21 protein-coding genes and 1 other annotated feature are annotated in these 21,528 nt (G+C 33.8%); of the genes, 19 read left to right on the forward strand and 2 right to left on the reverse strand.

Going from position 1 to position 21,528, the window contains the following annotated elements; all coding sequences use genetic code 11:
* Window positions 1-18: 18 nt before the first annotated feature.
* From tgt to ACPWSR_RS16060, 10 genes are all read left to right on the forward strand, one after another.
* The gene (tgt, locus tag ACPWSR_RS16015) at window positions 19-1,149 is read left to right on the forward strand and encodes a tRNA guanosine(34) transglycosylase Tgt (RefSeq protein WP_426349227.1); all 1,131 of its coding nucleotides are present in this window, start codon (window positions 19-21) and stop codon (window positions 1,147-1,149) included.
* 24 nt (window positions 1,150-1,173) lie between these two features.
* Window positions 1,174-1,455: a preprotein translocase subunit YajC gene (gene yajC, locus ACPWSR_RS16020; protein ID WP_426349228.1), complete on the forward strand. Its 282-nt coding sequence runs from the start codon at window positions 1,174-1,176 to the stop codon at window positions 1,453-1,455.
* 52 nt (window positions 1,456-1,507) lie between these two features.
* Window positions 1,508-1,876, forward strand: coding sequence for a TIGR04086 family membrane protein (locus ACPWSR_RS16025; protein ID WP_426349229.1), 369 nt, complete (start codon window positions 1,508-1,510; stop codon window positions 1,874-1,876).
* 318 nt (window positions 1,877-2,194) lie between these two features.
* Window positions 2,195-2,713: an adenine phosphoribosyltransferase gene (locus ACPWSR_RS16030; protein ID WP_426349230.1), complete on the forward strand. Its 519-nt coding sequence runs from the start codon at window positions 2,195-2,197 to the stop codon at window positions 2,711-2,713.
* Window positions 2,714-2,840: 127 nt separating this feature from the next.
* Entirely contained in the window at window positions 2,841-5,015 is a 2,175-nt protein-coding gene (locus tag ACPWSR_RS16035; RefSeq protein ID WP_426349231.1) for a RelA/SpoT family protein, read from the forward strand.
* Between the two features lie 38 nt (window positions 5,016-5,053).
* Window positions 5,054-5,503 carry a D-aminoacyl-tRNA deacylase gene (dtd, locus tag ACPWSR_RS16040; protein WP_426349232.1) on the forward strand — a complete coding sequence of 150 codons (450 nt, stop codon included), beginning with the start codon at window positions 5,054-5,056 and terminating at the stop codon, window positions 5,501-5,503.
* Window positions 5,504-5,515: 12 nt separating this feature from the next.
* Window positions 5,516-6,118, forward strand: coding sequence for an MBL fold metallo-hydrolase (locus ACPWSR_RS16045; RefSeq protein WP_426349233.1), 603 nt, complete (start codon window positions 5,516-5,518; stop codon window positions 6,116-6,118).
* Window positions 6,119-6,130: 12 nt separating this feature from the next.
* Window positions 6,131-7,579 carry a coproporphyrinogen III oxidase gene (locus ACPWSR_RS16050; protein WP_426349234.1) on the forward strand — a complete coding sequence of 483 codons (1,449 nt, stop codon included), beginning with the start codon at window positions 6,131-6,133 and terminating at the stop codon, window positions 7,577-7,579.
* A gap of 24 nt (window positions 7,580-7,603) precedes the next feature.
* On the forward strand, window positions 7,604-9,391 hold the full coding sequence (gene aspS, locus ACPWSR_RS16055) for an aspartate--tRNA ligase (RefSeq protein WP_426349235.1): 1,788 nt from the start codon (window positions 7,604-7,606) through the stop codon (window positions 9,389-9,391).
* Window positions 9,392-9,517: 126 nt separating this feature from the next.
* The gene (locus ACPWSR_RS16060) at window positions 9,518-9,808 is read left to right on the forward strand and encodes a metal-sensitive transcriptional regulator (protein WP_426349236.1); all 291 of its coding nucleotides are present in this window, start codon (window positions 9,518-9,520) and stop codon (window positions 9,806-9,808) included.
* A 6-nt stretch (window positions 9,809-9,814) separates the two neighbouring features.
* On the opposite strand, the gene ACPWSR_RS16065 is transcribed toward ACPWSR_RS16060, so the two are convergent.
* Both ACPWSR_RS16065 and ACPWSR_RS16070 read right to left on the reverse strand, forming a co-directional pair.
* Window positions 9,815-10,273 carry a threonine/serine exporter family protein gene (locus tag ACPWSR_RS16065; protein WP_426349237.1) on the reverse strand — a complete coding sequence of 153 codons (459 nt, stop codon included), beginning with the start codon at window positions 10,271-10,273 and terminating at the stop codon, window positions 9,815-9,817.
* The gene (locus ACPWSR_RS16070) at window positions 10,273-11,043 is read right to left on the reverse strand and encodes a threonine/serine exporter family protein (protein WP_426349238.1); all 771 of its coding nucleotides are present in this window, start codon (window positions 11,041-11,043) and stop codon (window positions 10,273-10,275) included. The genes ACPWSR_RS16065 and ACPWSR_RS16070 overlap by 1 nt, the downstream gene beginning before the upstream one ends.
* 165 nt (window positions 11,044-11,208) lie before the next feature.
* On the opposite strand from ACPWSR_RS16070, the gene glyA reads away from it, so the two are divergent.
* The 9 genes from glyA (at window position 11,209) to alaS (ending at window position 21,380) form a co-directional block, all read left to right on the forward strand.
* Entirely contained in the window at window positions 11,209-12,444 is a 1,236-nt protein-coding gene (gene glyA / locus ACPWSR_RS16075) for a serine hydroxymethyltransferase (protein WP_426349239.1), read from the forward strand.
* Between the two features lie 226 nt (window positions 12,445-12,670).
* Window positions 12,671-13,174, forward strand: a complete 504-nt coding sequence (locus ACPWSR_RS16080) for a flavin reductase family protein (RefSeq protein WP_426349240.1) — start codon at window positions 12,671-12,673, stop codon at window positions 13,172-13,174.
* Between the two features lie 184 nt (window positions 13,175-13,358).
* Window positions 13,359-14,624, forward strand: a complete 1,266-nt coding sequence (locus tag ACPWSR_RS16085; RefSeq protein WP_426349241.1) for a replication-associated recombination protein A — start codon at window positions 13,359-13,361, stop codon at window positions 14,622-14,624.
* Window positions 14,625-14,730: 106 nt separating this feature from the next.
* Window positions 14,731-15,192 carry an RrF2 family transcriptional regulator gene (locus ACPWSR_RS16090; protein ID WP_426349242.1) on the forward strand — a complete coding sequence of 154 codons (462 nt, stop codon included), beginning with the start codon at window positions 14,731-14,733 and terminating at the stop codon, window positions 15,190-15,192.
* Entirely contained in the window at window positions 15,185-16,372 is a 1,188-nt protein-coding gene (nifS, locus tag ACPWSR_RS16095; RefSeq protein ID WP_426349243.1) for a cysteine desulfurase NifS, read from the forward strand. Before ACPWSR_RS16090 ends, nifS begins: the two co-directional genes overlap by 8 nt.
* Entirely contained in the window at window positions 16,372-16,800 is a 429-nt protein-coding gene (nifU, locus tag ACPWSR_RS16100; protein WP_426349244.1) for a Fe-S cluster assembly scaffold protein NifU, read from the forward strand. Before nifS ends, nifU begins: the two co-directional genes overlap by 1 nt.
* Window positions 16,801-16,886: 86 nt before the next feature.
* Window positions 16,887-17,387: a PRC-barrel domain-containing protein gene (locus tag ACPWSR_RS16105; RefSeq protein WP_426349245.1), complete on the forward strand. Its 501-nt coding sequence runs from the start codon at window positions 16,887-16,889 to the stop codon at window positions 17,385-17,387.
* Complete coding sequence (locus ACPWSR_RS16110) at window positions 17,377-18,411, forward strand: AI-2E family transporter (protein WP_426349246.1); 1,035 nt, start codon at window positions 17,377-17,379, stop codon at window positions 18,409-18,411. The genes ACPWSR_RS16105 and ACPWSR_RS16110 overlap by 11 nt, the downstream gene beginning before the upstream one ends.
* Before the next feature lie 111 nt (window positions 18,412-18,522).
* Window positions 18,523-18,690, forward strand: a binding site (T-box leader).
* Between the two features lie 44 nt (window positions 18,691-18,734).
* Entirely contained in the window at window positions 18,735-21,380 is a 2,646-nt protein-coding gene (gene alaS, locus ACPWSR_RS16115; protein ID WP_426349247.1) for an alanine--tRNA ligase, read from the forward strand.
* Window positions 21,381-21,528: the final 148 nt, after the last annotated feature.

Below are 21,528 nucleotides of genomic sequence, written 5' to 3' on the forward strand. Positions count from 1 at the left end.
AAAAGGAGAAGTGAAATTTTGTATAGATTAATCAAGAAATATAAATCTGTTCGTAGAGGTGAATTCATTACACCACACGGCACCATTCAGACACCGGTGTTTATGAATGTAGGCACTCTAGCTGCGATTAAAGGTGCAGTGTCATCTATGGATTTAAAAGATATAGGTTGCCAGGTAGAGCTCTCTAACACCTACCACCTTCACTTAAGACCAGGAGATAAGGTGGTTAAAAATCTAGGTGGCCTACATAAGTTTATGAATTGGGATAGACCTATACTTACGGATTCTGGAGGCTTCCAGGTTTTTTCCTTAGCTAAGCTAAGAAAGATAAAAGAAGAGGGAGTTTATTTTAATTCTCATATAGATGGAAGAAGGATTTTTATGGGGCCTGAGGAATCCATGCAAATTCAGAGCAACTTAGCTTCAACTATAGCCATGGCCTTTGACGAATGTATACCCAATCCTTCTACAAGAGAATATGTGATAAATTCTGTTGCTAGGACTACCCGCTGGCTTGAGAGATGTAAGGTGGAGATGGATAGACTTAATACTCTTCCTGATACCATAAATAAAAAACAAATGCTCTTTGGTATTAACCAAGGAGGAACCTATGAAGATATTAGAATAGATCATGCTAAAACCATAGCTAAGATGGATCTTGATGGCTATGCAATTGGTGGTTTAGCTGTGGGAGAAACCCATGAAGAAATGTATAGAATTATTGATGCTGTTGTTCCCCACTTACCAGATAATAAGCCTATATATCTTATGGGAGTTGGTCTTCCAAGCAATATTTTAGAGGCTGTAGAAAGAGGAGTGGACTTCTTTGATTGCGTTCTTCCTGCTAGAAATGGAAGGCATGGGCATGTTTTTACAGCTTCAGGAAAAATAAATATTATGAATGCCAAATTCGAACAGGATTCAAGGCCAATAGATGAAGGCTGCCAGTGTCCTGCCTGTCAGCATTATACAAGGGCGTACATAAGACATCTATTTAAGGCGAAAGAAATGTTGGCTATGAGACTTTGTGTATTGCATAATCTTTATTTTTATAATAAACTAATGCTAGACATAAGAGATGCCATAGATGGCGATTATTTTGAAGATTTTAAAGCTAAAAAGCTTCATGATTGGGGTGGCACTTCTTAGAGCATACATGTAGGAGGGAAAAATATGCAAGAACTATTATTTAGCTGGGGTCCAATAATTTTAATGCTGGTGGTATTTTATCTTGTTTTGATAATACCGGAAAAGAAGAGAAAAAAGAAGTATGATGATATGATTAATGGGTTGAAAATTAATGATGAAATAGTAACCCGTGGTGGAATATTAGGAAGATTAATTAATATCCAAGAGGATTATGTAATAGTAGAAAGTGGCCCTGACAAAGCTAGATTTAAGCTCACTAAGCAGGGAATATCTAATGTTATAGTAAAAACTGAAGAAAATAAATAGTAATAAAGCACCTCCTATATACATATGTAATAGTATTTAGGGGGTGTTTATTTTGAATAATTCTATTGCAATGAGAAAGATTATAAAAGGGGTAGTCTTTGCTTTAATAACAACTTTCATAGGTATATTTCTTTTAAGCTTAGCTATGATATTCTTAGATATTAGTCCAGGAACAAATGTTATTGTAAACATAATTATTACCGCAGTGAGTGTGTTTTTAGGAACAGTATACAGCGCTAGGGCCATTAATAGGAACGGATGGATGATAGGGTTTTTTGTGGCCTTAGGCTATATTTTGTGTATCTTTATATTTTATGCAGTGTTAAATGGTGGTGTAGAGCTCTCAATAACAGATCTATACAGAACTATCATGGCCTTGGCTGTGGGAATATTCTCAGGAATGCTTGGTATAAACTTGTGAAAATTAATATTAGCCATTATAAGACAGTAACAGATTTGTTGCTGTCTTATTTATGGGTGACCTTATATAGTTAATTGACTTATTAATGACCTGCTGAAGGAAGACAGCTTAGATGGTTGTGAAAATTTAATGGAAGAGTATACATTCAGAAGAAGTTTAAGTCTAAAATATGCCATTTTTATCAATATTAATTGTAAAAAAATTTAATTTAAATTATAATATATATTGTTTTCTTTTATAGAATAAAAAATGAAAATATATTATCTCTTAGTATTAAAATATAGTATTGATGGATAATAATTAAATGGAGGATTAGTGATGGAGTATAAGGATTCAATAAGAATTATTGATGGTTTTCCAAAGGAAGGCATTAGCTTTAAAGATATAACAACCTTAATAAAGGATGGAGAAGGACTACGAAAAGCTGTAGACGACCTTGTTGAATTTCTTAAAGACAAGGAAATTGATGTAGTAGTTGGTCCTGAAGCTAGGGGATTCATTTTTGGAGTTCCAGTAGCTTATGCATTAGGTGTAGGTTTTGTACCTGTTAGAAAAAAAGGAAAGCTTCCTGCAGAAACTGTTAAAATCGAGTACTCCCTAGAATATGGAACTGATGTATTAGAGATTCATAAGGATGCAATCAAGCCTGGGGAAAGAGTAGCGATAGTCGATGATCTATTAGCAACGGGAGGGACTATAGACGCTGTTGCTAAGCTAGTTGAGCAGGTTGGTGGAGAGGTTGCAGCTATGGGATTTGCAATAGAGCTGACAGAGTTAAATGGTAGAGAAAAGCTTGGAAACTATGAGATAAGTTCCTTGGTTCAATATGACATTTAAATTATTTGAAAAAATTAATTATATATTATATAATTATAATAAAATTGGCTGGTTGCACAAAACCAGCCATTGATTTTAATAAAAATAGTATAAATATAAATAGATTTTTAGAGGAGTGTTTTATCCTATGTTGGAGCAACTTATGGATATTATTGATAATAATGATTATTCAGTGGATAAAAAATTAATAGAGAAAGCCTTTTTGTTAGCGGAAGTTGCTCATAAGACGCAGAGGCGGGAATCTGGTGAACCTTACATAGTTCATCCTTTAGCTGTTGCCTGCATATTAGCTGAAATGGGTATGGACACTAATACTATTGCTGCTGGACTTCTCCATGATGTTATAGAGGATACAGATTACTCCTACGATGATTTGAAGAGAGAATTTAATGAGGAAATTGCTAATCTTGTAGATGGCGTTACTAAGCTAGGAAAGATTAAATATAAAACAAAGCAGGAGCAGCAGGCAGATAATGTTCGAAAAATGCTTCTAGCCATGGCCAAGGATATAAGAGTTATAATTATAAAGCTAGCTGACAGGCTTCATAATTTGAGAACTTTAAAGTTTATGACTCCTAATAAACAAAAAGAAAAAGCAGAAGAAACCTTAGATATTTACGCTCCAATAGCTCATAGGCTAGGTATGTCAAAAATTAAATGGGAATTAGAGGATTTAGCTTTTAGATATATTAATCCTGATAAGTATTATCAGCTGGTAAATGAGATATCCGAAAAAAGAGTTGAAAGAGAAGCTTATATCGCTTTAGTAGTGAAGGATTTAAAAGATAAACTTTCTTTATCAGGTATAGAATCAGATATAGAAGGTAGACCTAAGCACTTTTATAGCATTTATAGAAAGATGGTTAATAAAAATAAAACCATCGAGCAAATTTTCGATTTGACAGCCATACGTCTTTTAGTAGACTCTGTTAAAGATTGCTATGCTGTATTAGGTATAGTCCACACTATATATAAGCCTATACCAGGAAGATTTAAAGACTATATAGCTATGCCTAAGCCTAATATGTATCAGTCCTTACATACAACAGTTATAGGTCCTCAAGGAAAGCCCTTCGAAATTCAGATAAGAACCTATGACATGCATAGAACTTCTGAATACGGAATAGCCGCTCACTGGAAATATAAAGAGAGTGCTAATGATGGAGGAGAAGGGGATTTTGCAAATAAGCTGGCTTGGCTTAGAGATATTTTAGAATGGCAGAAGGATACCTCTGATGCAGAAGAGTTTATGGAAGCCTTTAAAATAGATCTTTTTACTGATGAAATATTTGTATTTACTCCAAAAGGCGTGGTTATTAATCTACCCAACGAAGCAACTCCTATAGATTTTGCCTACAAAATTCATACAGATATAGGTAATAGATGTATTGGAGCAAAGGTTAATGGTAAGCTGGTAACCTTAGATTACAAGCTAAAGACTGGTGATATAGTAGAGATATTAACATCTACAATAGCAAAAGGTCCCAATCTAGACTGGCTTAATATTGTTAAAAGTAATCAAGCAAAAAGTAAGATTAGGGCTTGGTACAAAAAGGCTAAGAAGGATGAGAATATTTCTAAAGGGAAAGAAATGCTTGAAAAGGAAGCGAAAAAACAGGGAGCTAATTTTTCTGAGCTTGCCAAAGGGGATATATATGAGAAGCTAATAAAGAAATATAATTTCCATTCTCAAGATGATATATATGCTGCTGTAGGTATGGGGCAGATTATAGCTTCAACTTTGGTTTCTAAATTAAAAGAATCACAAACTATTGATAAAAACATTACCATAGAGGATATTAATAAATCCATTGAAGAGCAAAATAATAAGTCTCAAAGAGTAAAAAACTCAGCAGCTGGAGTTACCGTTAAAGGATTAAACAATATAATGGTGAGATTCGCTAAGTGCTGTGGTCCTGTAGCTGGAGACGAAATTGTAGGGTATATTACTAAAGGGAGAGGAATTTCAGTACATCGTAGGGATTGTTCAAATATTAAAAGTCTTCCTATTGATGAACAGCATAAGCTTGTGGAAGTTAGCTGGGGAACATCTCAAGGGGAGGATTATATTAGCGAAATTCAAGTTAGAGGTGAAGATAGGAGTGGATTACTTACAGACATTATGACTATAATATCTGAAGCCAATCTGCAGCTTCAAGCTCTAAATGCTAAAACCTCCAAGAATAACATTGCTTCTATTAATATTAAATTAAGAATAAAGTCCATAGAACAACTGAAAGAATTAATGAGGAAAATCAGAAAATTAAATGGAGTAATGGAAGTTTATAGAATGTATAATTAATCCTGTTATTTATTATTAATATTTTTAAGGAGTATGCTATGAGAGCTGTAGTTCAAAGAGTAAAGAAATCCAGCGTAACAGTAGAGGGGGAGACTATTGGTAGTATAGGCTTAGGGTTTACTGTACTACTTGGGATAGGCAAAGATGACAGTGAAGAGGATATAAAATATCTTAAGGATAAAATTACGTATCTTCGGGTTTTTGAGGATGAAGAGGGTAAAATGAATTTATCCTTAAAGGATGTTGGAGGAGCCTTACTTGTAATTTCTCAGTTTACCCTTTTAGGGGACAGTCGTAAGGGCAGGAGACCAAACTTTATGAATGCTCTAGGAGGAGATAAGGCTGAAAGCTTATATGAGCTTTTTCTTGAGGAGTGTAAGAAGGAAGGTCTTATGGTTGAATCGGGAAGCTTTGGTGCTGAGATGGAAGTCCATATAGTTAATGATGGTCCAGTTACGATATTATTAGATAGTAAGAAAACATTTTAAGAGGTGTTTATAATGATTGTTAAAACTATCCCTGCAGGTATGTATGCTGCAAACTGCTATTTAATTTATAATGAAATTACAATGGATGCTCTAGTTCTAGATCCAGGAGGCGACGAAGATTTTATTATAAAAAACATAGATAGGTTAAATTTAAATGTTAAAGCAATTTTATTAACCCATGGTCATATGGATCATGTAGGTGCATTAAAAGCCATAGCTGATAGATATAAGGTTATGACTTATATTAATAAAAAGGATATTGAATATATGAAAAAGGGAAGCCCTGTCTTTGGAAAGTTTCTTGATATAGTGGTAACTTTTGTAGAAGATAATGAAGTTATAAATATTGCAGGGTTTCAGGTTCAATGCATATGGACACCAGGACATACGCCTGGGGGGATGTGCTTCTTAATTGAGGACTCACTTTTTGCCGGTGATACACTGTTTCAAGGTTCTATTGGGAGGACTGATTTTGAAGGTGGTGACTATGACACAATAATTAATAGTATTGTAGAAAAGCTTATGATATTAGAAGATAATGTTATAGTTTATCCTGGTCATGGAGAAGCTACAACTATTATTCAGGAAAGAAATTACAATCCTTTTATTAACTAATCTGGAGTGCTTATGAAAATAAATATAAATCTAAATAACATGGCTTATAGATATGATGTTTATCAGATGTTTAATATATATTATCTCATGGATGATATAGTATTTAATAAACCTGAAAATAATGAGGATAAGATATATCACATATCTATCTGTGATAATTCTATTGATATAAAGGGTCCTAAAATAAATACTGAATATTATTATGACAAAATAATAGGATATAATAATTTTATAAAAAAATCATTATTTATGTATCTTAAAGAAGAAACGGGGCAGGAGCATCCTTGGGGTACCTTAATAGGGATAAGACCTAGTAAAATTGCCTATGATTTAATGAAAAAAGGCTTTTCTGAGAATGATGTTATTGAACATTTTAGTAAGGTTTATGTAGCTTCTGAAGAAAAAGCTAGGCTATGCATGGAAGTTGCAAGGAATGAAGCTACTTTTATTAATGAGGATGAAAACTGTATAAGTATATACATCGGTATGCCATTTTGTCCCACAAGATGTGCATACTGTTCTTTTGCTTCAAATCCCATTGGGAGCTCAAAAAAATTAGTAGAACCATATCTAAATGCCCTGATAAAAGAAATTAATGCTATCTCAGACTATATAGATAAAAGAGGTTTGAGAATAGAGACTGTTTATTTCGGTGGGGGAACGCCGACATCCATTTCCAATGAGGAATTTTATTCTTTAATGAATATAATACATAATAGATTTATCGAAGGTAGAAATATAAGAGAGTTTACCGTTGAATGCGGAAGACCAGATAGTATAACTATCCATAAGCTAAGGACCATGAAAGAATTTAATGTAGATAGAATTAGTATTAATCCTCAAACTATGAATGATGAGACTTTGAGAGTCATTGGCCGAGGTCACAAGGCACAGCTTGTTAAGGATATCTTTAAAGAAGCTAGAAGCCTTGGATTTGATAATATAAATATGGATATAATTGTTGGCTTGCAGGGAGAAGGTTTAGAAGAGATAAATTATACCTGCAAGGAAATAAAGAAATTATCCCCAGATAGTGTTACTGTACATGGTTTATCTATAAAAAGAGCTTCTAAGATTCATGAAAACATAGTGCTGAATAAGAGATACTATGTACCAGAGCAGAAAGAGCTTCTGGAAATGTATAGTACTACTAAAGTACTATCAGAAGAGCTTGAGATGATACCCTATTATATGTATAGACAAAAAAATATGTTGGGAAACATGGAAAACATAGGTTATACTATTAAAGGTAAAGAGTGTATATACAACATAGAAATGATTGAAGAAAAACAAACTATTATAGCTTTGGGAGCAGATGCAATATCTAAGGTAGTATTTTTAGAGGAAAATCGTATTGAGAGATTTGGGAACTTAAAGGATGTATTACAGTACACCGAGAGGATTGAAACTCTTATTGAAAAGAAAATAGAGCTTTTAGATACTTTATATAACAAGCTTTAAGAAAATATTTAAGGAGGAATTACGATGGGTGAGGCCTTAGAAGGACTTAAAAGAAATATAATGTGCGGAGAATTACGTGAAGAGCATATCGGAAATACTTATACAGTAATGGGATGGGTTCAGCGTAAGAGAAACTTAGGTGGATTGATATTTGTAGATTTGAGAGACAGAACTGGAATTTTACAGGTTGTATTTGGTGAGGAAATTGATAATAATGCCTTCATAAAAGCTGATGAGGTAAAATCAGAATACTGTATAGCTGTTACAGGTACTCTAGTAAAAAGAGAATCCATCAATGAAAATATGCCTACAGGTTATGTGGAGCTTCAGGGTAAGGAAATAAAAATTCTTTCAGAATCAGAGACTCCTCCCATATATATAAAAGAAGGGCTAGACGCTGCTGAAAGTATTAGAATTAAGTATAGATATCTTGACCTTAGAAGACCAGATATGCAGAAGACCTTTATTATCAGACATAAGGCTTCAAAAGCTATAAGGGACTTCCTTGATGAAAAAGGCTTTATGGAAATTGAAACTCCTATGCTAACAAAGAGCACCCCTGAGGGAGCAAGGGACTATCTAGTTCCCAGCAGAAATTATCCAGGAATGTTTTATGCACTTCCACAATCACCTCAGCTCTTTAAACAGCTTCTTATGGTTTCAGGCTTTGATAGATATTTCCAAATAGTTAAATGCTTTAGAGATGAAGATTTAAGAGCAAATCGTCAGCCTGAATTTACTCAGGTAGATATTGAACTATCCTTCGTTGAGCAGGATGATGTTATAAAGCTTAATGAAGAGCTCATAGCTTATGTTTTTAAGAAGGTGCTGGATGTTGATGTTAAGACACCTTTTAAGAGACTTCCTTATAAAGAAGCTATGGATAGGTATGGCAGTGATAAGCCTGATACAAGATTTGAAATGGAATTAAAAAATATAAGTGAAGAGGCTTCAGCTTGTGACTTTAAAGTGTTTTCTGACGCTCTAGCAAATGGCGGCTCCGTTAGAGCTATAACTCTTAAGGGTGGAGCTTCTATGGGAAGAAAAGATATAGATAGGCTAGGAGAATTTGTTAAGACCTATAAAGCTAAAGGCTTGGCATGGATAGCTTTAAAGGAAGATGGAATAAAATCACCTATCAGCAAATTCCTTTCTGATGAGCAAATAAACAGTATCATAAGAAAAACAGAAGCAGAAACTGGGGATATAGTATTAATAGTAGCAGACAAGGATGCAGTTGTATTCCAGGCATTAGGTGCTTTAAGATTAGAGCTAGCTAAAAAGTATAATCTCATTAAGGAAGATAAACAATATAACTTCTTGTGGGTTACTGAATTCCCATTGTTAGAATATGATGAAGAAGAAGGAAGATACTTCGCAGCCCATCATCCTTTCACAGCGCCTATGGATGAAGATATAGAGCTTTTAGGTACAGCTCCTGAAAAGGTTAGAGCAAAGGCTTATGACATGGTATTAAATGGTGAAGAGCTTGGTGGAGGCAGTATTAGAATACATAATAGTGAACTTCAAGAAAAGATGTTCGAAGTTCTTGGCTTTACTAAGGAATCAGCCTGGGAAAGATTTGGATTCCTTCTTGAGGCCTTTAAGTTCGGTCCACCACCACACGGCGGTTTAGCTTTTGGTTTTGATAGGATGGTTATGTTCTTAGCTGGAATAGATAACATTAAGGATGTTATAGCCTTCCCTAAAAATCAAAATGCTTTCTGCTATCTAACAGAAGCTCCAAATATCGTTGATGATAAACAGCTTAAGGAACTAGGCTTGGATATAATAAATGTGAGTAAAAATTAGTATAAGGATACCATCGTATATTCGATGGTATCTTTTGTGTTATTATCTTTTATGTAATGTTTGAAATTTTTATTAATCCATGGTATTATACAGTTACATACGGGGTATAGGTATAAGGAGGTTTCTATGGACAAGGATATAGAAAAAACGGATATTAACGAAGAGCTTCAAAAAAATCTATTAACACGATTAAGAAGAGTAGAAGGTCAGGTTAAGGGAATATATAAAATGGTAGATAGTCAGGTATGCTGCAAGGATGTTCTTGTGCAGATAGCTGCAGTTAGGGCTGCGATAAATAAGGTAGGTGGCCTTTTAATAGAGAACTATGCGAGAAATTGTATGGGTGTTGAGCATGGTAGTGAACAGGAAGAAGGATTGGAACAGCTGATAGACACACTAAATTCTTTTATAAAATAAAGCACTTCATTCAGAAGTGCTTTTTTCAATATTTATGTTTATATTTTGCTTTTTGTTATTTAATATCTTCATTATTGAAGAAACTACAAGTATGCCCATAACCAGTGAGCCTGCATTTGATATGGTTTCTATCCCAGTTTCTATGGCCATGGTCAAATTGTCCTGTAGTATATAGAGCATTGTATAATACATACCTCCTCCAGGTACCAATGGGATGAGAGCGCAGATAACGAATATTGTAATTGGTGACTTGAGAATCCTAGCCATTATCTCAGAATAAATACTGAAGCCTAGAGCAGCAAGGGTTAAGGAATACATTGGTGGAAGTGTTTTAAGAGATAAGGAATAAATAAACCAACCTAGGGATCCTCCTAAAGCGGCGAAATAAAGCTTTTTGCCACGTATGTTGAATATAATTCCGAATCCTAAAGATGCAAAAAAAGCATATATACAGCTTGTAAACATTAAAAAACACCTCCAAATATATTCTGCCAAAGAGATATAACCACACCACTGCCAATGGCAATAGCTATAGCTACCAATACTGCCTCCACACCTCTAGAGACTCCTGATAATAAATCTCCAGCAATTGTATCTCTAATGGCGTTAGTAATTGCTATACCTGGAACTAAAAGCATTATTGATCCAATAATTATAGTATCAACATCCTGTCCTATACCCATAGCCACGGAGGATAGTGCCATTATAGATGTGATAGCTCCACCAATTATATTTATAAAAAATGGATTGATTTTATAATCTGAGATTAGGGAGGTAATATATTTAATAACTACTCCAATAATAAAAGCTACAATTGCATCACTAAATCCACCATTAAACAATAAGGTAAAGGCACTGGCTGCAATACCTGAATAAAATAAGGTGGTTATGGAATTGTATCTTAAATTTGAGTTGATTTCTTGAAGCTTTATCTGAAAATCCTCTGGAGATAGCTTTCTTTCAGCTATGTCTCTAGAAAGCTCATTCACTTTATATATCTTTTCTAAATCCACGGATCTTTTCTTAATCCTTCTTATAACGGAAATATTTTTACCGCTGGAAGTAAAGGTGGATACCATTATTCCAGTTGGTGTTACAAAGCTTTCAACAAATTCTACCTCGTAGGAATAGCATATCTTGTTAATAGTTTCCTCAACTCTATAGGTTTCTCCGCCGTTTTCTAATATTATTTTTCCTGCTTCTGCAGCTAACTTTACTATAGAACTTTCCTGCATAATATTTTCTCCTTATTTATTTGTCTGATGTATTATAGCAACATTTTTTAAAATACTCAATATTATTATTGTATGCATTTCTTCCTTGGATTGTTATATTATTATTGAATTAGCTGGAAATAAAATTTATAATGTTATTACAAATATAACTGATGAGGTGTGAAAATGAACTTTGATAACTTGAAGGATACGGATTTAGAAATCTTAGATTTAATTCAGGAGGAAGAGAACAGACAAAAGCATAATATAGAGCTTATAGCTTCTGAAAATTTCGCTTCAATGGCAGTGATGGAGGCTATGGGGTCACCACTTAATAATAAATATGCTGAGGGTTATCCTAATAAGAGATACTACGGTGGGTGTGAAGTAGTAGATAAAGTAGAAGATTTAGCAAAGAAAAGATTAAAAGAGCTTTTTGAAGCAGAGCATGTAAATGTACAACCACACTCTGGATCTCAGGCTAATATGGCAGTTTATTTTGCTGTTTTAAACCCTGGTGATACCATATTAGGTATGAATTTGAGTCATGGTGGACATCTAACTCATGGTAGCCCTGTGAATTTTTCTGGTAAGCTATTTAATATTGTATCCTATGAGGTTTCTAAGGAAACTGGAATGATAGATTATGAAGAGGTTAGAAAAATTGCCCTAGAAAAAAAACCTAAGCTAATCGTAGCTGGTGCTAGTGCTTATCCTAGGACTATTGACTTTAAAAGGTTTAGAGAAATAGCAGATGAGATAGGCGCTTATCTTATGGTGGACATGGCTCACATCGCTGGCTTAGTTGCAGCAAAGCTACATCCTTCACCAATTCCTTATGCAGATTTCGTAACAACCACAACTCATAAAACTCTTAGAGGACCAAGAGGCGGAGCTATCTTATGCAAAGAAAAGTATGCTAAAGATATAGATAAAAGTATTTTCCCAGGAATGCAGGGAGGACCTTTAATGCATATTATTGCAGCAAAAGCCGTATGCTTTAAGGAGGCAATGGAAGATAGCTTTAAGGAATATAGCAAACAGGTAGTAAGGAATGCAGCTGTTTTAGCAGAAGAGCTTAAGAAGTTTGAATTTAATCTAGTAAGTGGAGGAACCGATAATCATTTGATTTTGGTAGATTTAACTAATAAGAAAATTACTGGTAAAGATATGGAAAAGCTTCTAGATAGTGTTGGGATAACTGTGAATAAGAATACAGTACCCTTTGAAACTCTTAGTCCCTTCGTTACCAGCGGAATAAGAATTGGAACTCCAGCTGTAACTACGAGAGGCTTTAAGGAAGAGGAAATGAAAGAAATAGCCTATATAATTAACCTGATAACAGAAAAGCCTGAAGATGGAATTAACGAAGCTAAGGATAGAGTTAAAGCTCTTTGCGATAAATATCCTCTTTATAAATAATTGGTGTTATGAACATTAATTTATAGCTGTAAAATTAAATTTTATTTTAAGTATTTAAAAGGAATGTTTTACTGCTCGGATTTAATCTGGGCAGTTTTTTAGATATGAGATAAGTTCATAAATATTTAAAAATAAAAGTAAATTTTTATTGTACTTTGTATCTGAAATTAAATTATTCTAGATTGTATGTTATAATATTGTTAATATAGTAATAGGAGGAATCGGAATGGTATTGGATTTTATACGTTGTATGGACAAGGGTATAAAGTATATATCGAAGCAAGGAGGATTTTTAACCACTAAGAGCGGAGAAGATATTAATACTTCAACGATATCTTGGGCTACCATGGGATATTTGTGGGGCAAGCCGGTGGTTACAATAATGATCAGAAAATCAAGATATATATATAATATTTTAGAAAAGGGTGATAGCTTTACAATTAGTGTTCCTACTAATAGTGAATTAAAGAAAGCTTTAAATTTCTTTGGCTCAAAATCAGGTAGGGATGTTGACAAATATAAGGCATCGGGTCTTGAGTTAAAGGAAGCGAGAGAAGTAGATGTACCTATAATAGATAATTGTGGAGTATATTTCGAATGTAAAATATTATATAAGCATGAAATAAGACCAGATCAGATTAAGGATGATTCTAAGGAATCCTGGTATTATGATGAGGATAATCATGTTGCTTTCTATGCAGAGGTAAAGGATTGCTATTTTAATAATTAATACAAAACCTAATGATTATATATATGGATAAATAGCTATATAATAATTACTGCAATTATATCAAAGGTTAAAAAATGACTCTCTTTATAGGGAGTCATTTTTAATTAAGTTTTTAATTATGTAGTTATATTGTTACAAGTGAATTAATTATGTTAGAATGTGAGTGATACGAGAGGTGAAGAATATGGAAAGACCATTAGCAGATAGGATAAGGCCTAAAGAGATTAAAGATATAATTGGGCAAGAGCATATCCTTGGGGAAGGGAAAATACTAAATAGAATTATTTCGTCAGGTTTTACTCCTAACATGATCTTTTATGGTCCCTCGGGAGTTGGAAAAACTACTTTAGCTTATATTATTGCGGAGATGACTAATAAGCGGTTTCATAAGCTAAATGCCACTACAGATAGTACAAAGGATATAAAAGAAGTAATAAATGAAATAAATACCTTTATGGGATATAAGGGTATATTGTTATATATTGATGAAATTCATCATTTTCCTAAACGAACTCAGCAAATTTTGCTTGAGTTTATGGAAAATGGACAGATAACCTTAATAGGGAGCACTACAGAAAATCCATATTTTTATGTTTTTAAAGCTATATTAAGCAGAGCTACTGTAATTGAGTTCAAGCCACTAGAGAATAGAGATATATTATTAGGCTTAGAAAGAGCTATTGATATATTAAGAGGAGAATATACTCATAAGACGATAGATTTTGAAAGAGAAGCATTAGAGATTATCAGTAATGGCTCACAGGGAGATTTAAGAAGGGCCATAAATGTATTAGAGCTTATGATTAAAACTTCATCAAAAAATGAAGTTACCATAAATAAAGAGCTTGCTTCTCAATTAACTCAAAATAATTTCACCTATGATAGAGATGGTGATAAGCACTATGATATTATAAGTGCCTTTCAGAAATCTATCAGAGGAAGTGATCCTGATGCTGCTCTTTTGTATTTAGCCATGCTCGTCAAAGCAGGAGACTTATCTACGATTATTAGAAGGTTGCTTGTGATAGCAGCGGAGGATATAGGTCTAGCATATCCACAGGGGATCGCTATTGTTAAGGCATGTACCGACGCTGCTCTGCAGTTAGGCTTTCCGGAGGCTCAAATACCCCTTGCTGAGGCAGTTATACTACTAGCAACGGCCCCAAAATCCAATAGTGCTGTTATGGGGATTGGTAGTGCCCTAGATGCTTTAAATAATTATAATATTGGCGATATACCAATCCATCTTAGAGATGGCCATTATAAAGGTGCTAAGGACCTTGGAAGAATGGAGGGGTATAAATATCCTCATGATTATCCTCATCATTATGTAAAACAGCAGTATATGCCAAATAGCTTATCAAATAAAAAGTTTTATATACCAGGTAACAACAAATATGAAGACAGTATCGAAAAGTACTGGTTAGAAATAAAAAATAAAAGTAAATGATATTTTTTTCACGTTAGGTTAAAATCATTGTTGACTTTAATACTAGGATTTGATATTATGATTTTGTTAATCTGTAGTAATTTACTCAGAATTAAGGAGTGATGTTGTGAAGCTATCAACTAAAGGTAGATATGGAGTTAAGGCTATGGTTGACTTAGCTATTCATTGTACTGAAGGACCAGTTTCAATAAAGAGCATATCTCAAAGACAGGGTATATCTGAATATTATTTAGAACAGCTATTCGCTCCTCTTCGTAAAGCGAAGCTTATTGTGAGTATTCGTGGTGCTCAAGGGGGATATGTGCTTAATAAGGAACCTAAGAATATTACTGTAGCAGATATAATGTATGTGCTGGAAGGACCTATAGAGATATCAGATTGTGTAGATGGTGTTTCCTGCAGTAACGTTGATTGCTGTGCTACAAGGATTTTATGGCAAAAAATTAAAGATAGTATTGATTCTGTTATGGAATCAGTCAGCCTTCAAGATTTGTTAGATGATTATGTTAGACTAAACACTGAAAGATTGACCTTGAATCTTGTTAATAGGAGTGAAATAAATGAATAAAACAGTTTATATGGATTATGCAGCAACAACCTATGTTAAGGAAGAGGTATTAAATGAAATGCTTCCTTATTTCACTGAAAAGTATGGAAATCCATCATCCTTTTATGGATTATCAAGAGAAACAAAGAGAGCTATTGACCTAAGCAGAGAAAGAGTCGCTAAAGCCATAGGCGCAGAGGATAGGGAAATATTCTTTACAGGAGGGGGTTCTGAAGCAGATAACTGGGCTATTAAAGGAATTGCCTTCGCTCATAGAAATAAAGGAAATCATATTATAACTACAAAAATTGAGCATCATGCAGTGCTTCATGCCTGCGAATATCTAGAGAGGAATGGTTTTGAAGTAACCTACCTAGATGTTGATGCTGATGGCTTTGTAAACATAGAAGAATTAAAAGCAGCTATAACTGATAAAACAATACTGGTATCAATAATGTTTGCAAACAATGAAATAGGAACAATACAGCCTATAAAAGAAATAGGTAACCTTTGCAGGGAAAAGAAAATATATTTCCATACCGATGCCGTTCAAGCTATTGGAAATATAGAAATAGATGTGAAGGAATTAAAGATAGATTTATTGTCTTTATCCGCTCATAAATTTTATGGCCCTAAAGGAATTGGAGCTTTATATATAAGAAAAGGAATAAGAATAGACAATCTTATTCATGGTGGAGGACAAGAAAGAGGAAAAAGAGCTGGAACAGAAAATATTCCTGGTGTTGTTGGTCTCGGCAAGGCCATTGAACTAGCAACTAGTAACATAGAAGAAAAGAATAAGAAGCTTATAAAATTAAGAGATAGATTGGTTGAAGGACTATTAAAGATACCTTATAGTCATTTGAATGGACCAAAGTCAGGAGAAAATAGGCTTCCTGGTAATGCTAATATATGTTTTAGATTTATTGAAGGAGAGGCAATATTATTATCCTTAGATTTTGAAGGCGTATGTGCTTCCAGTGGAAGTGCATGTACATCTGGTTCCTTAGACCCATCCCATGTTCTTCTGGCAATAGGCTTACCTCATGAGATAGCTCATGGTTCCTTAAGGTTAACCTTAGGAGATGGAAGTACTGAGGAAGATGTAGATTATGTAATAGAGGTGTTACCTCCAATTATTCAGAGACTTAGAGACATGTCACCATTATGGGAAGATTTTATAAAAGGAGAGAACAAATAATGATATATTCAGATAAGGTTATGGACCATTTTAGAAACCCTAGAAATGTTGGAGAAATAAAGGATGCTAATGGCGTCGGAGAAGTTGGAAATGCAAAGTGTGGAGATATTATGAAGATTTATCTCAAGGTAGAGGATGACATAATAAAGGATGTAAAATTTAAAACCTTTGGCTGTGGATCTGCTATTGCTTCTTCCAGTATGGCTACAGAGCTCATTATAGGAAAGACTTTAGAAGAGGCATGGACCTTAACTAATAAGGCTGTGGCTGAAGCATTAGATGGATTACCACCTGTAAAAATGCACTGCTCAGTTTTAGCTGAGGAGGCTATACACAAAGCTATTAACGATTATAGAATCAATCAAGGATTAGAAGCTTGGGATTATGAAGAGCATGATGATATCCATGATGCTGTTCATGGAGAATAGAAAAGAAAGAATGAAAAATACCCTTTAATAGGGTATTTTTTTTATATATCAGTTAATAATTACTAAAGTAGAGAAGGGAGGGTTATATGTATAGAGCTAAAGACTTCCAGTACATGAAAGTTGTAAATGTAAAAGGAAAAACATTAGGATATATTAATGATGTTCTTATAGATTTTCATAATAATTTAGTTACAGGCTTTTCAGTATCATCCCTGAATTTATTTAAAAAGAGTCAGCAGGTTCTAGTAGAAAATATAGTCACAGTAGATAAGCTCATGATAGCCACTTCATTTAATAAAGAAGCTTTCATTCCCTTTAGGGAGATTAGAGACTTAGAGGTTTATAACAGTAGAGGGATACTCATGGGCGTAATTGAAGATATTATAATTGAAAGGAAAACCTATGAGATTAAGGGGATTCTTATTTCCTCTGGACTTATTCATAAGCTTATTGATGGTAAAAGCATTCTCATCCCAAGAAAGTGTATTTTAGGAGAGGATTATATGCTCTTCTTTGAGACAGATAGTAAAATTAAGCTTTATTCTATGCCTCACAAAAATGATGGGGGTATTAACTGTGAGAATTAGTACTAAAGGAATAATAAAAAGAATCTTTGTTGCTTTGTTGATACCTATAATGATAATACTATTATTAATTCTTTATATTAATTCAGTGGTTCTAAGAGAGCTGATTCAAATAATTTTATCATCATATATATTGGCTTATGTATTTAGACCATTTCATAGATTTTTAGTAAATAAAGGCATAAATAAAAAGCTTGCAGCCTTTGGTATAATACTATCAATTATAATAATTGTGATAGGAATAATCACTTTTTTTATTCCTATATTATTTAAAGAAAGCTTGAATTTAGAAAAGATTATCTATGAGGGTGAAACAGTATTAGAAAGCCTTGTAGGGAAGTTAAATCTAAATAATATAGGCTTTATTAATAACAATACGTCCCATATATATGATGCTTTAAATACCATGGTGATTGATTTCTCCCAAAACCTAATTGATATATTATTAGGCTTAGGCAGTATGCTTATTAAATTAGCTTTGATACCTGTTTTAACCTATTATCTTATAAGTGATGGAGAATTTATAGCTAAGAAGCTTTTATTAATACTTCCCGGAAAGGAAAGACAGCTACTTAAAAATATAGCTAGAGATGCAGATAAAGTACTATCGAGATATGTGTTTTCCCAGCTGATTCTATCATTTATTATTGGTGTTCTAACCTTTATTGCCCTTGTATTTTTACGTGTGGATTTTCCATTATGGCTCTCATTATTTAATGCAGTGCTCAATATTATTCCTTATTTTGGCCCAATTATTGGTGCTATTCCAGCGGTTTTATTCGCACTTATACAGTCTACGGAAAAGGCAATATGGACAGCAGTTTTAATGTTTGCAATTCAGCAGATTGAGGGAGATTTACTATCTCCTAAGCTAGTTGGAGATAGTATAAGCATCCATCCAGTAATGATTATACTTCTGCTTTTACTTGGTCAACAGCTCGGTGGTTTTATAGGAATGGTATTAGCAGTACCTGCGGCTGTAATTGTTAAGGTAATATATGAGGATATTAATTATCATCTATTTTGATTATTTATGAGAAGCTAACAACTAAGTATATGGAATAAATAATATAAAATAAATTGCTTCTATTATTGACATAAAATCTTTCTTGTCATATAATTTTCACTATAAATTAATAATTAAACAATGAAGAGAATGAGTAGATATGTAGCGTATACAGAGAGGAAGTGGTTGGTGAAAACTTCTTATTAAGCATATTGAAGCTATCTTGGAGTTTAATAATGATAAAGTGATGTTTAAATACATAATTAGGGTGGTACCGCGGAGCATGCCTTCGTCCCTTGTTTAGGGATGAGGGCTTTTTATATTTTAAATTAACGGAGGGATATATGATGAAATCTATGGGTGCAAATGAAATTAGAGAAGCCTATTTAAGATTTTTTGAAAGCAAAAATCATTTAAGATTAGATAGTTTTTCCTTGGTTCCTAAGGATGACAATAGTTTGTTGTTAATAAATGCTGGAATGGCACCTTTAAAGCCTTATTTTACAGGGATAAAAACACCACCACGAAATAGGATGACAACCTGTCAAAAATGTATCAGAACTGGGGATATAGAAAATGTGGGTAAAACCTCAAGGCATGGTACCTTTTTCGAGATGCTTGGAAACTTTTCTTTTGGTGACTATTTCAAAAAGGAAGCTATAATATGGGGCTGGGAATTTGTAACGGAGGTATTAAAAATCTCTAAGGATAGATTATATGTTACTATCTATCTTGATGACGATGAAGCTTATGATTATTGGGTTAACAATACTGATATCGAGCCAGGTAGGATATTCAGGTTAGGTAAAGAGGATAACTTCTGGGAAATAGGCGAAGGTCCTTGTGGCCCTTCTTCAGAGATTCATTATGACCGTATAGGACATAAGGTAAATACTGTAGAAGAGTTTCTAGAAGCCTCAGATAAAGACCAGATTATTGAATTTTGGAATCTAGTATTTACTCAGTTTGATAAGGACAGTGAAGGAAATTACAATAGGCTGCCAAATCCTAATATTGACACAGGTATGGGTCTGGAAAGAATAGCTACCATTATGCAGGGAGTAAATAATATATTTGAAATAGATACAGTGAAAAATATACTAAACAAGATTAGTGATATTGCAGGGGTTTCCTATGGTGCTTCCTCTAAGTCTGATATCTCCTTACGAATTATCACAGATCATACCAAGGGCTTTACTATGCTTATATCCGATGGAGTGCTACCTTCTAATGAAGGTAGAGGCTATGTTCTTAGAAGATTGCTGAGAAGAGCTGCAAGACATGGCAGGCTTTTAGGAATTAAGGAAGCATTTCTTACTAAGGTTGTAGAAAGTGTAATAGAAAATTATCAGGGAGCTTATCCTGAATTAAAGGAAAAGAAGGATTATATCCTAAAAGTTGTTTCAATTGAGGAAGCTAAGTTTAATGAAACTATTGATTCAGGTATGATGATTTTAAATGATTATATAAATGAGATGGAAGAGAAAAATGAAAAAGTTCTTCCAGGAGAAAAGGCATTTAAGCTATATGATACTTATGGCTTCCCACTAGAGTTAACTCAAGAAATCCTCGAAGAAAAATCTATGTCCCTTAATGTGGAGGATTTCAATAAAGAGATGGAAGAACAAAGGAATAGAGCTAGAAGTGCCAGAGGAGAATCCAATTATATGGGTTCAGAGGATGGAATCATAAATAAAATTGACAAGGACTTAAACACATCCTTTGTTGGTTATGATCATCTCAAGGGTGAATCACAAATAGCTGTTATATCTTCAGGTCTGGAGGATTTCTCTGATAAAATATCTGCAGGAGAGGAAGGCTTTATTATAACTCTAGATACTCCTTTCTATGCTGAAATGGGAGGACAGGTAGGCGATAGAGGCTATATAACATCAGATAAAGGCAAGGCTCAGGTTGTAGATTGTAAGAAGAATGCTTCAGGAAAAATAATTCATCTAGTAAAGATGCTGGAAGGAAGCTTTAGCGTAGAGGATAAGGTTCTCCTTACAGTAGACAGTGATAGAAGAAGCAATATATGTAAGAATCATACAGCTACACATTTGCTTCATAAGGCCTTAAAGGATGTATTAGGAGATCATGTAAATCAGGCAGGCTCCTATGTTGGTGAGGATAGATTAAGATTTGACTTTACTCATTTCTCTTCCTTAACCATAGAAGAGCTTACGAAGATAGAAAAGATAGTTAATACGGAAATAATGAAGGCTTACGAGGTTGCTACTGAAGAAATGACTTTAACTGAGGCTAAGGAAGCTGGAGCCATGGCATTATTTAATGAAAAGTATTCTGATAAAGTAAGAGTTGTGTCAGCAGGCTGTTATAGTAAGGAGCTATGTGGTGGTACCCATGTTAGAAACTCCGGAGAAATAGGATTGTTTAAAATACTATCTGAAACTGGTGTAGCTGCTGGAGTAAGACGAATCGAAGCTTTGACTGGCTTTAATGCTATAGAATATATTGAAAATAAGCTCAGCTTATTAAGTAATGCTGCGGATATTATTAAAAGTAATGAAAAAGACTTTGTTAATAAGCTTAACAATTTAGTAAGTGAGCTCAAGGACAAGGAAAAAGAAATTCATGAGCTGAAACAAAAAATGGTTTCTGGTTTAGAAGAAGAAATTTTAAACAGTGCAGAAGAAGTAAATGGAATTAAATTTATTTCCTATAAGCTTGAAGATATCGACACCAATTCTTTAAGAGAGCTGGCAGAAAAGCTTAGAGATAAGGGTGGAGATATATTGGTACTTTTAGCTGGTACTTCAGAAGATAAGGTGAGCTTTGTTGCTATGGCATCAAAGAACTTAGTCTCAAGAGGAGTACATTGTGGAAAAATAATTAAAGAAGTAGCTGCTGTTGCTGGCGGCGGCGGCGGTGGAAGACCAGATATGGCTCAAGCTGGTGGGAAATTACCAAACAAAGCACAGGAAGCAATTGATAAATTAAAGAGTTTATTGAAAAGTATTATTAATTAGTATACTTTTTACGCAATTTGTTCTATAATAAAGTTAGATATTTAATATTGCTTGTATATTGAGTTAGAATATAGATAATAATAATGATAAACTAATCTTTGCTTTCAAAATATTAGCAAGGGGGTGAAGCTGCTTAACTATCTTAGGC

It is taken from the genome of Alloiococcus sp. CFN-8, assembly GCF_049943125.1.
In the GTDB taxonomy this organism is placed as follows: Bacteria; Bacillota; Clostridia; order Clostridiales; family Clostridiaceae; genus JAEXZL01.